Here is an 11,848-nt window from a genome sequence, read left to right on the forward strand (position 1 = left end):
CTCGGTCGGTTCTCTAACCTATCGTCAACATACGTACACAAAAGCCGAGTTGATGCATTCCGTGGATGGGGACGGGAGCCGTCCGGGCCACTTGTCCGGTGTCGAGGGTGATCACGGGGACATGCTGGGCCAGCGTGCGCAGCACCCGCTCGTAGGCGCCGGCCGCCTCGGTGTCGCCCGTCTCGCCCGTCAAGTGGACCAGCGCGCCGTCGCGTTCGGCCACCGCCTCGGCGAAGTCGAGGGCCTGGATCCAGGTCACCCGGGAGCGCCCGCGGCGCAGCGGTCCGTAGACGAGCTCGTGGACGAGACCGCCGTCGACCGCCAACCGGCCCGGCGCGGACAGGAGTTCGCGGTACGGCTGGGTGGGGTCCACATGATGGAGGTGCCCGTGCAACGGGCGGATCATGAATTGGTGGCGGGCCAGCTCGGCGAGCAGGGCGCGGCGGTCCAGGCCGTCGGGTCCCTCGACGACCAGGGTCCGGCACCGCGTGAGGGACTGGTGGAGGATCATGCCCGTACCCACTCCCTCCGGGACGACCGGATGCACCAGTGTGGGGGGACAACCCGCACGGCGGGAGTGCGCGTGCGGGTTGTCCGGTTGCGGGGGCGTAGTGGCGGCCTCGCGGGAGCCGCGGGCGCGGGATCCGGTCAGGCCACCAGGAAGTCGGCCTGTCCGGACTTGGCGCCCTCGATGAACGCGAGCATCTCGTCGCGGGAGCAGATCAGTGCGGGCCCCTCGGGATCCCGCGACTGGCGCAGGGCGACGCTCCCGTCGGGAAGCCGCTTGGCCTCGACGCAACTTCCGCCGTTGGTACCGCTCCAGGGCTTGTGCCAGCCCTCGGTTCCCAGCTCGGCCGCGGACATGCCGTTGTGCACGGATCCCATGGATCACAACTCCTTACGCAGTTCGCCCAGGATGGCCCTGGTCCGAGCGACCGGCTCCGCCTGTACGGACATCCGGTCCAGTACTTCGAGGTAGCTGACGACGTCGTCGGGCCGGTCGACGTAGACCGCCCCGACCAGGCTCTCCGTGTAGACGATGTCGGGGAGTTCGGAGAAGCCGAAGCGGAAGTGGTGGAACGGGCCGAACGCGCCCGGATGCGCGCCCACGCCGAAGCGCATGATCTGGATCCGGACCTTCGGCATCTCCAGGACCTCGGCCAGCCGGTCGAACTGGGCCCGCATCACCTCGGGGCCGCCCACCGGGCGGCGCAGCACCGTCTCGTCCAGGATCGCCCAGACGGCCGGGGCCTCCGGCTTGGCGATGAGATCCTGGCGCTTCATCCGCAGGGCGACGCGACGGGCGATGTCCTGCTTCGACTCGTTCGGGAAGCCGACACGCATCAGCGCGGTGGCATAGTCGCGGGTCTGCAACAGGCCCGGAACGTAGTGGGGTTCGTAGAGGCGGATGACGCTGGCTTCGCTCTCCAGACTCACGTACGCGCTGAACCAGTCCGGCAGGACATCGCGGTACTTGTACCACCAGCCCGGCTGGTTGGCCTCCCGGGCCAGGGCGACGAAGTCGTCGACCTCCGCCGCCGGAACCCCGTAGGTGCGGAGCAACTCCCGCACATACGGGATGCGGAGCCCGACCTCGGCCTTCTCGATCCTGCGGACCGTGAGGGCCGTCACCTCAAGAGCGCGTGCCGCCTCCTCGAAGGAGACCCCCGCCTGTTCGCGCAGTTGCCTCAGCCGCTTGCCGAGAACCATGCGCAGGACGGTCGGCGCGCTGCCGCCGGAGCGGTTCTCGCTCACGTCCTACCTCCCGGGAACGGCCGTCTCAGCGTGCAGTGTGCCACGCGCCCGATGACAGTGACAGAGCGGTGCGGATCGTTCTGAAATTATCAGAACGCCGGTTGCACAGGCAGTGCGCGGGCCACCATAGTGATCGAGTGACCTGTCGCACATTCGGCGACGATCACGCTCAACTGCGCTCGTTCGCACGGGAATTGAAGTCTCGGCAGATAGAGGTCAGGGCGCAGCCGCACGTGGATGTGAGGCGATTCGGGGATGGCCACCGTGACCGACGGACAGGCGAGGAACGCCGGCAGGAGCACCACCGGGGGCAATCGGGTGCTGGGCGCCGCACTCAAGGAGGCCGGCTGCTCCTATGCCTCGCTGGCCCTGCGGGTCAATGAACTCGGACGCCGCCAGGGCGCGGACTCCCACTACGACAAGGCGTCGGTCACCCGCTGGCTCCAGGGCCAGCAACCGCGGGGCACCACACCGGAGTTGATCGCCACCGTCCTGTCCGAGCGGCTCGGCCGCGCGCTGTCTCCCGCGGAACTCGGATTTCACTCCGATCCCCAGCGCCCGGTCGCGAGCAGAGCGCTCGTCTACGGCGAGGACGTGGCGGAGACCCTGCACACGCTGGCGGAACTGGGCTCCACCGACATCTCCCGGCGCAGCCTTCTCGGCGCGGTCCCGTTCGTGGCCGCCGCTCTGACGAACCCTCAACGCGAGTGGCTGCTCTGGCTGTTGGAGCACCAGGACACGGTGGCCCCGACGCTGTCCGTGAGCGGCGGACCGGTCGAGCAGGTGCACGCGATGATCGCCGTGTTCGACCAGATGGACAACCACTACGGTGGCGGCGGGGTCCGCACCAGCATCGTGCACTATCTGTCCACCGAGGTCGTCCCCATGCTGCAGCAGCGCGGCACACCGCTCCGGCAGCGCGGCCAGTTGTACGCGGGCGCCGCCCGCCTCGCCGCGATGGCCGGCTGGAGCTCGTACGACGCGGGGGAGTACGGCCTCGCCCAGCGCTATATGACCCAGGGGCTGCGCCTGTGTGCCGAGGGCCGTGACCGGGTGCTGGGCGGCCAGATCCTGGCGGGGCTCTCCCACCTCGCCACCAGCCTCGGCCGCCCGGACGAGGGCGTGGCGCTCGCCCGCGCCGGAATCGTCACGGCCCAGGGGGCGGGCAGCCCGCTCGGGCTCATGCGGCTGTACGCCATGTCGGCGCGCGGACAAGCCGCGCAGGGCCGGACCGCCGACGCCTCCGAGGCGCTGCGGCTGGCGGAGCGGCAACTGGAGGCGAGCAAGGGGGCCGAGCAGGAGTCCGTGTGGGTCCGCTACCTGGACCATCACTACCTCCAGGCCGAGTCCGCCCTGTGCTTCCGCGACCTCGGGCTCGCCCGGCAGGCCGAGCGCACGGCGAGCGAGTCGCTCGGCTCGGGCGCCGACCGGCGCAGGCGCCAGGCCATCAGCCGCTCCGTCCTGGCGACCGCGCACCTCCAGCAGGACCGCCTGGACGAGGCGGTCGGCACCGCGACGCTGGCACTGGAGACCCTCGGCGCGGTCCACAGCGAACGCTCCGTCCAGGCCCTGCGCGACTTCCGCAGACGCCTCGAACCCCGCCGCGGCGAGCCCGTGGTGCAGGAGTTCGACCGCCGCTCCCGCGGTGTCCTCGGGGCCGCGGCGTGAGCGGCGCGCCTCCCGGCCGCGGGCCGGGCACGGTGTCATGACCACCAGCGGCGCCGCCGAACCACCGCGGGGCTCAGTACCCCTCGGGGGAGGGGGCGTTCTGGGCGCGGTCGACCGGGAGGTGGGCGCCGGATATCCCGCTCGACCAGTCCGACAGCAGGAACGCCACGACCCGGGCCACCTCCTGCGGCGCGACCGGCGCACCGCCCGGCAGCTCCGCCGCCACGAAACGGGCGAACGCCTCCGGATCCTCCCGGCGCATCCGGTCCCAGCGTCTGCCGGGGATCAGCATCGAACCCGGGGAGACCGCGTTCACCCGGATTCCGTCCGGGCCGAGTTCCCGGGCAAGCGAGGCGGCGAGGTGGATCTGCGCGGACTTGGCGACCGCGTACTGCGCGGGCGGGCCCGGCTTCCAGCCGGAGATCGAGGAGATCACCACGACGGAGCCGCCGCCCGCGGCCCGCAGATGCGGCACGGAGGCCCGCACCAGCCGGGTCGCGTGACCGACGTTCACCGCCCAGGTCGCCGCCCAGTCCTCCGCGTCCGCCTGCTCGAAGCGGCCCCCGCGCGAACCGCCCGTGCAGGCCACCACACCGTCCAGACCGCCGAAGCGTTCCGCCGTGTCCTCGACGAACCCCTCCAGCTCACCGGGCGCGGTGACGTCGAGCGGCCGGGTGAACAGGCCGGGGTCCATCGAAGCGGCCAGCGCCTCCAGATCCCGCGCGGTGCGCGCGCAGGTGGCCACCCGAACGCCCTCGGCGGACAGCAGCCGCACGATCTGCTCGCCGAGTCCCCGCGTGCCGCCGGTGACCAGTACCCGTTTGTCACGCAGGCCGGCCCCGCCGGTGTCACCGTCAAGGGACACCGTCGCGCGGCCCCCGCTCCCGTTCCTCACAAGATCGAACATACATCCCACGCCACTACGTCCTTGCAACCGGACAACCCGAATACCCCCTGGTCGCCGAGGCAGTCCGACGTGTTGGCTGCACGGGCAGCCGCCGAGACGGCCTCCCCCCGCGCTGCATCCGAAGGAGGACCGATGACGGGACCCAGGGCACCGCGCCGCGGGCCGTCGCCCTCACCGGCCCCCGGCATACCGGCTCCGGAGCACGGGACGCGGGCAGCGGAACAGCACGGGACGCGGGCATCGGAACAAGGGCCCCGCGCGACGGAAGCCGTCCCGGACCGGGGCCACCCCACCGACGTGACGGAAGCCGTCCCGGACCGGGTCCACCCCACCGACGTGACGGAAGCCGTCCCGGACCGGGTCCACCCCACCGACGTGACGGAAGCCGTCCCGGACCGGGTCCACCCCACCGACGTGACGGAAGCCGTCCCCGATCGGGTCCACCCCACCGACGCGACGGAAACCCTCCCCGGCCGGGCCCACCCCGTGGACGAGACGCGAGCCCTGGCGGACCGTGCCCACCCCGCCCACTTGAGCGACCCCCCGCTGCCGACGGCCGCCACACCGCCCCGGGCGCACCCCCTCCCCGGCGATTCCGCGCACTCCGAGCCCCCCTTGTCCCGCTCCGGTATCGGGCCGGACCCGTCCCCCGAGCTCCCCCCGGTCACCGTGGGCCCCGGGGCCGGTGTTTCCGGTGGTGTCCCTTCGCGCCCGGTGCGTGGGGCGCACCTGCTGCGGATCACCGTCCCGGCTCACCCGTCGCGGGTGCCCGGCGTGCGGGCGATGGTCGCCGAGCACCTCACCCGGCTGCGGCTGCCGCCCGAGCGCGTCGACGACGCGGTGCTCGCGGCCGGTGAACTCTTCACCAACGCCCTCAGGCACGGCAGCCTCGACCGCGGTGACACCGTCACCGTCGTCGTCGAGTGCGGCCCGCGCGAGCTGTGGGTGTCCGTGGCCGATCGCTCGTCCGCCCTGCCCGCGGCACGCACGGCGGCCGGGGCCGAGGAGTCGGGACGCGGACTGACGATCGTCGCCGCGCTGACCGACGAGTGGGGCGTCGCACGGGCCGACCCGGGCACCACGGGAAAGAAGGTGTGGTTCTCGATGACGCTTCAGGGGGAGCCGTGAAGGCCGTCCCCGGTCACCCGGCCCCGGACGCCGGGGCACGCCCCGAGGGCCCGGGGGCCGCGCCGATGGTCCCCGGGCTCGCCAGGGCGCTCGGGGAGGAGCTGGTACGGCGGGCCGACAAGGAGCGGAGCCTGATGCGCCAGGCGCGTGACCGTCCGGCCGGGCCGTGGCGGGACGCCCTCGTCGCGTGCCGCGCGGGCAACGCCGAAGCGCTCGGGACGATCGTCCGGCGGCACGGCTGGCCGAGCACCGACCGGGTCGGCGCGCCCGCCTCGACAGCGGCCCTGATGATCCTGCTGCACGCCCCTGATCCAGGCCTCCAGCTCCACTGCCGGGACCTGATAGCGCAGGCCGCGGCCGACGGACGCTGCCCCGCCCTGCACCACGCCTACATCGCCGACCACTGCGCCGTGGAGCAGGGCCTTCCGCAGTTCTACGGCACCCGCGTCCATCCCGGGACCCTGCGCCCGTACCCCGTCCGCCGTCCGGGGACCGTCGACGAACGGCGCCGCGACGTCGGTCTGGGGCCGCTCGACGAACAGCTCAGGCGTCTGCGCGAGGGCGCGTGGGGCGTCCGGGAAACGTGATGTGTAGCACGCACGTAAATGCCCCTTCCCGGCCCTGTCGAGAGGTTCTGGCTGGGCACGGCTTGATCGCCGATCAAGAAGGGCGAAATCGCTGGCCACGGCACGTTCGGTGCATTTGACACTTCGTTGAGGGCACAGATAGGAACGACTCTCTGAAGTGGAGAGGTGAACTGTGCGCGAGCCGAACGTGGTCGGGGACTGGCAGGAGTACGACGAGCAGGCCGGCCTGCGTGTTCGCGTCCATGGCGTGGAGAAGGCGGAGCCCCCGAAGGGGCGCGACGACGCCGCCGACGAGCTCACCTACTTCAGATTCCGGGTGACCGTCGAGAACCGCGCCACCGAACATTTCGGCATCCACCTCGAAGACGGCCAGATCGACATCCGCGTCGGCGCCGACGGTGAGAGCGCCTTCCTCGACTGGCGGAACTCGCAGTTCATCGAGGGCTTCGACATCTATCCACTGCGCCGGGCCACCGCGGTCCTCTTCGCCGCCGGGCCGGACGCCGTCCTGCACCGGATGGACATCCAGATCCAGCTGAAGGTCGACGACGAGTGGACCGAGCGCTACCTCTGGGCGGGCGGGATCGCCAACGAGGCCGCCGTCGAGGCGGGCACGCGCCCGGACGCCGACACCGGCCGGGACAGCCTCGCCGGTCAGGTGAGCAACTTCCTGAGGCGCGAGGCGGAGTCCTGAGCGTCCCCGACGCGCGGATCTGAGCACCGCCGGGCCCGGGCCCGTTCCGCTCGCGGAATCCGCCCGGAGCGTGCTCGCGGAATCCGCCCGGAGTGTGGCGGGGCGGGCGATCGGTGCTTCCGGCCTCGGCGGGCTAAGGTCGCCAGGTGAGTCGAACCGAAGCGCGCTCCGAGGGAGCGGGTCCGTTCACGACCCGGCTGACCTGGCGTCTCATGGACGGGCGCACCGCTGTCTGGGAATCACGTCTGGCCCGTAAACGCGGCCTGCTCACCGTGCGCGCCCCGGGGGAGGCGCAGCCCCGTTCCCGGCGGGCGGACACCGTGTCGATCGGGCGGCTGCGCCGGCTGAACGCCGTCGCCGCGGCCGCGTTCACGGTCGGCGGGCTCCTGTTCGCCCTCGGGGCCGGAGTCGCCCAGTTCGGCTCGGGCGGCGCGACGGGCGCCTGGATCTACTTCGCGGGCGGCCTGTTCTTCAACACCGGCGGCTACGCCTCGCTGCTGCAGGCGGTGAACGCACCCCGCCAGGACCACGAGTCCGGCTCGCTGGCCGGGCGGCGCTGGAGGTGGTGGAGCTACGAGCCCGGCCGGATCGACTGGCTCAGTACCTTCCTGCTGTTCTTGGGAACGCTCGTGTTCGGCGTCAACCTGCTCGACTCGCTGCTGCGGGGGCTCACGGTCCAGCAGGTGGACCGGCTGATCTGGGCCCCCGACATGGTCGGGTGCGTTCTGTTCCTGGTCTCGGGCCATCTCACGCTGGTCGAGGTCTGCCACGGCCGTCCGCGCGTCCTGGCGCGCGATCTCGGCTGGTGGATCGTCGCGGTCAACCAGCTCGGATCCGTGCTCTTCTTCGTCTCGGCCCTGGCCGCCTTCACACGCCCCGAGACCGGAAGTCTCGTGAACGTGGACATCGCCAACTGGGGGACCCTCGCGGGAGCGCTGTGCTTCTCGGCCGGCGGCGTGACCCAGTTCTTCGAACGGCCCTGAGCGGTAACGGCGCGGCGCGGAGACCGGTTCTAGCGCTCGCTCGCCGGATTGCCCTCGACCCACTGGATGAGCAACTGCCGTACGTAGGGATTGCCCTCCTGGGCGGCGTGCGCCAGTCGCTCCGCGCTCGCCCGCGCGGCCCGCCAGCCGGCCGGAGTGTCCTCGGCGTGGGCGTGGTCCGCGGCGGCCAGCGCCTCGGCCGCGAGGAGGCGCAGTTTCTCGGAGAGATCGTCGTGCGCGGCGGCCCGGTACGCCTCCAGGCGCAGGGCGGCCAGGTCCGTCGGTGAGGGGGCGGGCTGTGCGGGCGGCTGGGCGTAGCCGCTCACCGCTATCACCACGCAGAAGGTGGCGACGTCCCGGCGGCTCTCCGACTGGCCCTTGGCGATGGCGGGCGCGAGCCAGGTGGGGGCCCGCCAGTGTGAGACCGCCGTGGCGAGAACCAGGGTGACGGCCAGGATCGCGAGGGGAATCCAGCCACCGAAGAACCAGCCGATCGGCCCGAGCACCAGGAAGCAGACGGCACTGCTCATCCATATCCGACGGCGGCCGAGTCTCAGGTGTCGTGGATCCATGTGCCTCAGTGTCGCAGGGGCGTCCGGGACGCGCGGCGGCGGCGGGCGATTCGCGGGCCCTCGTCGCCTCCCGGTCCGCCGCGGGACACCGGGACGCCGGCCTCGGGACGTACGGGAGAGCGGCCTGGCCCGCGGAATCGGGCGGATGCGGTCCGACGCCGTCCTCCTGCGTGTCTTTTGGCCATGCCCCGGGCGGCGGCGGACGGCAGATGCGTGGGTATGCCATGGGCCGGCCGGGCGGGGGTGCGCGGCACGGTCCGTCACGCGGAGCGGGTCCGGGGGCGGGCGTCCGCCCGGCCCGCGTCGCTGCGCCGGGCACGCTGCGTGACCGGGACGGGGGGCCGGGGTGTCCGCGGCCGGGGCCGCGGGTGGCGGGAACCGTGGTGAACGGGCCTCGTGGCCGTGGTGGCAGGTGTGAACGGCGCGTAGCGAATGGCCGGAGATGGCCCTGTCCACCCCGACCCCCCGTACGTACGCTTTCGTCACTCCCGGTCTTCACAGCTCCTTCACAGCCGGGGGCGGGTCGCGCATGCTCGTTTGTCATGCGCATGGCCAAATAGCACACGCTTGATCCAACGCAATGGTCTGCGACGGTCCCCGTTCCCTCGGGGACCGCACCCCCCTTTCACGGCGGCGCACCCGCGTGCGCCGCCGGAACACCGACGCAACGGATTGGAGCCCCATGGCTGGTGGAATGCTTCTGGGCGGCGCGATAGCCGCCCTGTTCGCCACGGCACTTCCCCTGTCGAGCCCGTCCTCCGGGATCGCCGACCCGCCCCCGGACAAGATCGTCATCAGTGTCGCCACGGTCAACGGCTCGGGCTGTCCGCAGGGAACCGCGGCCGTCGCCGTCTCCCCGGACAACACCGCCTTCACGGTGACCTACAGCGACTACCTGGCCCAGGTCGGGGGCAACGCCGACCCCACCTCGTTCCGCAAGAACTGCCAGCTCAACCTGATCGTCCACGTCCCGCAGGGCTTCACCTATGCCATTGCCCAGGCGGACTACCGCGGCTTCGCCTCGCTCCAGTCGGGCGCCAGCAGCACGGAGAAGGCCTCGTACTACTTCCAGGGATCCTCGAACACGGCGTCCATCACCCACCCGTTCCGCGGCCCGTACGGCGACGACTGGCAGGCCACGGACACCACGGACTGGGCCCAACTGGTCTGGGCGCCCTGCGGTGTTCAGCGCAACTTCAACATCAACACCGAGCTGCGTGTCAACGCGGGCACCTCGACGCCCGGCAGCAGCAGCTTCATGACCATGGACTCGACGGACGGTGACATCAGCACCGTCTACCACCTGGCCTGGAAGGAGTGCCCCGCCGCCTGACCAGCCCCTCCTCGCGCAGGTCCTCGGCCGGCTCCGCCGCATCGGAGCCGGCCGAGCTGGCCCGCGCTTTCGTCCTGTGTGCAGGGTTCTAGGGCAGCAGCTTGTCGACCGCCGCGGACCCTTCCTCCTGGAGCTTGCGTTCGGCCCAGGCGAGGCTCTGCGGAGTGATGTCGCGGCCCGCGGCGAGCACCAGGTCCTCGGCCGTCACCGGGCCCTCGGTCCCGGTGTGCAGCAGCGTGTCGGGGGTGGCCCTGTCGTCGGAGGGCGTGGACGCGTCGGGCTGGCTGGTCGGCATGGTCTCTCCCTGTTCCACCGGATCTGTTCTCACGCTACGGGCATTCCGTACGCCCCGCGCGACACGCCCCGTGTCCCGCCCGGCCGACGGACGGCCGCGGCAGACGAACCCCCGTTCGGCTGCGCTGGAATGTCGTCAACCATTTGCGGAGGTGATGGTGGAGGAGCTCGCACCCCTGCGAATGAACGGAGCTTTGGAATGCGCATTCGTCTGATGGCCGCTGCCGGACTCGCCGGTGTGGCCCTGCTGGCCACTGCCGGGACCGCCGCCGCCGACGGCCCCGGCCCGGTGGGCTTCGCGGCGAACAGTCCCGGACTCCTGTCCGGCAATGTCGTCCAGATCCCCATCGACGTCGACGCGAACGTCTGCGGCAACACGGTCGACGTGTTGGGCCTGCTGAACCCGGCGATCGGAAACGTCTGCAAGAACTACTGACGATCAGGTCCGCCGGCCGGGCAGGCGCTGTCCGGCCGGCGGGACCCGCCCGAGCCCGGCGGCTCACTCACCTCCCTGGTGGGCCGCCGGGCTCCGGCGCGTTCGGGGCCGGTCGACGATTCCTCGACGGTGCGGCGATGTCTGACGGCATCTCATTGGCTTGTACATGACGAACATGGCGGGCCAGACTGTGCGCCGAACAGACACCCCCCATCGAGGAGCAGAATCCATGCGCATGCCCGCCCGGCAACGTTGTCACGCGGTCCTGGCCGGTCTCGTCACCCTCACCACCGCCGCCGTCCTCTCCGTGGCCACCGGAGCGCCCGCCTCGGCCGCCGACACCTGGAACGAGGTGGGCTCGGACCGCGCCGACCCGCTGACCGAGAGCCAGGGTCTGACCTCCGTCGAGGTCCCGGCCGGCAGCCCCAACCACTACACGGGCCTCGGCACGATCCCCACCGGTGTGAGCAGCCGCGGCTGGAACCACGTCGGCGACCCGGACGCCTCCTACAACGGCTACTACGTCGAGCCCTATCAGAGCGACTCCGGCAGTTCGAAGATGTTCCGCGTGCAGGCGCCGGGCGGAGCCTGGTCGGAGTACGTCCACGCGCTGAGCCCCGGAGAGGCGCTGAACAACTCCTTCGTCACCATCGCGCCGAGCGGCACCTGGATGGTGTCCGGCGAGTACGGCACGATGAACCGGCTCCTGGTGTTCCCGACCCCCGGCGTCAACCCGGCCACCTCGCCCTCCGCCAACCTTCCGCAGGCGTCCACCATCAACCTCGACCACGCCGTACGCGACGTACAGGGCTGCGACTTCGTCACGGCGACCCAGCTCCTGTGCTCGTCCGACGACCCCGCGGGCACGCTCTTCGGCATGACCAAGCCGCTGCTCCAGATCGACCTGTCCGGCGAACCGAACGGCACGGCCGACGTCTCCGGACACGTCACCGCGCTGCGCCAGCTCCCGCTGCGCAGCTCCTGCTCGGGGACCTTCGAGGCGGAGGGCATCGACTACGACCGCCGCACCGCGACCCTGCGCGTGATCGTGGTGTCACCTGGCTTCTGCGTGCTGACCGACAGCAAGACCTATCGCTTTGCCAAGAGTTGAGTTCACACTGCCTGTAGGGCCTGGGCGCGTACCCCGACGAGGGGCTTTCGACCGACGGCGGCGTACGCGCCCGAAAGGGCTGGGGCTAAGGTCAGAGGCAGATTCAGAGTGATGGGGGGTGGCCGGCTGTGGTGGAGGACGAAGCCGTGATCGGCTGCACGGGGGAACTGCTCATCGGCACCCGGGGATCCGCCGGACCCGGCGAGATCCTGGTGCGAGTGAGAGGCGGATCCGAGACCTTCCACGCCTGGTCTCGGGAGCCCCTGCCCAAGGGGGCTACCGTGCTCGTGATCGAGTCCAGGGGATGCCGTGAGGTCGACGTCATCGCGTGGGCCGATCCGCTGGACGCGCTGGACGGCGACGCCGTCGGCGCCGGTTGA

At 71.6% G+C, this 11,848-nt stretch carries 15 protein-coding genes; 9 read left to right on the forward strand and 6 right to left on the reverse strand.

Going from position 1 to position 11,848, the window contains the following annotated elements; genetic code table 11:
• Nucleotides 1-13: 13 nt before the first annotated feature.
• The 3 genes from OHT01_RS36540 to OHT01_RS36550 all read right to left on the reverse strand — a co-directional run bounded on the left by OHT01_RS36540 (nucleotide 14) and on the right by OHT01_RS36550 (nucleotide 1,755).
• A complete protein-coding gene (locus OHT01_RS36540) occupies nucleotides 14-511 on the reverse strand; it encodes a hypothetical protein (RefSeq protein ID WP_328557398.1) in 498 nt (165 codons plus the stop codon).
• 137 nt (nucleotides 512-648) lie between these two features.
• A complete protein-coding gene (locus tag OHT01_RS36545) occupies nucleotides 649-885 on the reverse strand; it encodes a DUF397 domain-containing protein (RefSeq protein WP_328557399.1) in 237 nt (78 codons plus the stop codon).
• 3 nt (nucleotides 886-888) lie between these two features.
• Complete coding sequence (locus tag OHT01_RS36550) at nucleotides 889-1,755, reverse strand: helix-turn-helix domain-containing protein (protein ID WP_328557400.1); 867 nt, start codon at nucleotides 1,753-1,755, stop codon at nucleotides 889-891.
• 255 nt (nucleotides 1,756-2,010) lie between these two features.
• Here OHT01_RS36550 and OHT01_RS36555 point away from each other — a divergent pair, with 255 nt between their 5' ends.
• Nucleotides 2,011-3,423, forward strand: a complete 1,413-nt coding sequence (locus tag OHT01_RS36555) for a hypothetical protein (RefSeq protein ID WP_328557401.1) — start codon at nucleotides 2,011-2,013, stop codon at nucleotides 3,421-3,423.
• Nucleotides 3,424-3,496: 73 nt separating this feature from the next.
• On the opposite strand, the gene OHT01_RS36560 is transcribed toward OHT01_RS36555, so the two are convergent.
• Nucleotides 3,497-4,318: an SDR family NAD(P)-dependent oxidoreductase gene (locus OHT01_RS36560; RefSeq protein ID WP_328557402.1), complete on the reverse strand. Its 822-nt coding sequence runs from the start codon at nucleotides 4,316-4,318 to the stop codon at nucleotides 3,497-3,499.
• 309 nt (nucleotides 4,319-4,627) lie between these two features.
• On the opposite strand from OHT01_RS36560, the gene OHT01_RS36565 reads away from it, so the two are divergent.
• The 4 genes from OHT01_RS36565 (at nucleotide 4,628) to OHT01_RS36580 (ending at nucleotide 7,722) form a co-directional block, all read left to right on the forward strand.
• Entirely contained in the window at nucleotides 4,628-5,458 is an 831-nt protein-coding gene (locus OHT01_RS36565) for an ATP-binding protein (RefSeq protein WP_328557403.1), read from the forward strand.
• Complete coding sequence (locus OHT01_RS36570) at nucleotides 5,455-6,045, forward strand: DUF6624 domain-containing protein (RefSeq protein ID WP_405917979.1); 591 nt, start codon at nucleotides 5,455-5,457, stop codon at nucleotides 6,043-6,045. Before OHT01_RS36565 ends, OHT01_RS36570 begins: the two co-directional genes overlap by 4 nt.
• A 172-nt stretch (nucleotides 6,046-6,217) precedes the next feature.
• Nucleotides 6,218-6,739, forward strand: coding sequence for a hypothetical protein (locus OHT01_RS36575; protein WP_328557404.1), 522 nt, complete (start codon nucleotides 6,218-6,220; stop codon nucleotides 6,737-6,739).
• A gap of 146 nt (nucleotides 6,740-6,885) precedes the next feature.
• Nucleotides 6,886-7,722 carry a hypothetical protein gene (locus OHT01_RS36580; RefSeq protein ID WP_328557405.1) on the forward strand — a complete coding sequence of 279 codons (837 nt, stop codon included), beginning with the start codon at nucleotides 6,886-6,888 and terminating at the stop codon, nucleotides 7,720-7,722.
• A gap of 29 nt (nucleotides 7,723-7,751) precedes the next feature.
• Here OHT01_RS36580 and OHT01_RS36585 read toward each other — a convergent pair whose 3' ends face one another.
• Nucleotides 7,752-8,294 carry a hypothetical protein gene (locus OHT01_RS36585; protein ID WP_328557406.1) on the reverse strand — a complete coding sequence of 181 codons (543 nt, stop codon included), beginning with the start codon at nucleotides 8,292-8,294 and terminating at the stop codon, nucleotides 7,752-7,754.
• Between the two features lie 682 nt (nucleotides 8,295-8,976).
• On the opposite strand from OHT01_RS36585, the gene OHT01_RS36590 reads away from it, so the two are divergent.
• Complete coding sequence (locus OHT01_RS36590; RefSeq protein ID WP_328557407.1) at nucleotides 8,977-9,627, forward strand: DUF4360 domain-containing protein; 651 nt, start codon at nucleotides 8,977-8,979, stop codon at nucleotides 9,625-9,627.
• Between the two features lie 88 nt (nucleotides 9,628-9,715).
• Here OHT01_RS36590 and OHT01_RS36595 read toward each other — a convergent pair whose 3' ends face one another.
• Nucleotides 9,716-9,922 carry a hypothetical protein gene (locus OHT01_RS36595; RefSeq protein WP_328557408.1) on the reverse strand — a complete coding sequence of 69 codons (207 nt, stop codon included), beginning with the start codon at nucleotides 9,920-9,922 and terminating at the stop codon, nucleotides 9,716-9,718.
• A 198-nt stretch (nucleotides 9,923-10,120) separates the two neighbouring features.
• Between OHT01_RS36595 and OHT01_RS36600 the strand changes: the two genes are divergently transcribed.
• The 3 genes from OHT01_RS36600 to OHT01_RS36610 all read left to right on the forward strand — a co-directional run bounded on the left by OHT01_RS36600 (nucleotide 10,121) and on the right by OHT01_RS36610 (nucleotide 11,848).
• On the forward strand, nucleotides 10,121-10,357 hold the full coding sequence (locus tag OHT01_RS36600; protein ID WP_328557409.1) for a chaplin: 237 nt from the start codon (nucleotides 10,121-10,123) through the stop codon (nucleotides 10,355-10,357).
• A 229-nt stretch (nucleotides 10,358-10,586) separates the two neighbouring features.
• Nucleotides 10,587-11,468, forward strand: a complete 882-nt coding sequence (locus OHT01_RS36605) for a hypothetical protein (RefSeq protein WP_328557410.1) — start codon at nucleotides 10,587-10,589, stop codon at nucleotides 11,466-11,468.
• Between the two features lie 128 nt (nucleotides 11,469-11,596).
• The gene (locus OHT01_RS36610; RefSeq protein ID WP_328557411.1) at nucleotides 11,597-11,848 is read left to right on the forward strand and encodes a hypothetical protein; all 252 of its coding nucleotides are present in this window, start codon (nucleotides 11,597-11,599) and stop codon (nucleotides 11,846-11,848) included.

Origin of the sequence: Streptomyces sp. NBC_00358 (assembly GCF_036099295.1) — a bacterium.
Taxonomy (GTDB): Bacteria; Actinomycetota; Actinomycetes; order Streptomycetales; family Streptomycetaceae; genus Streptomyces.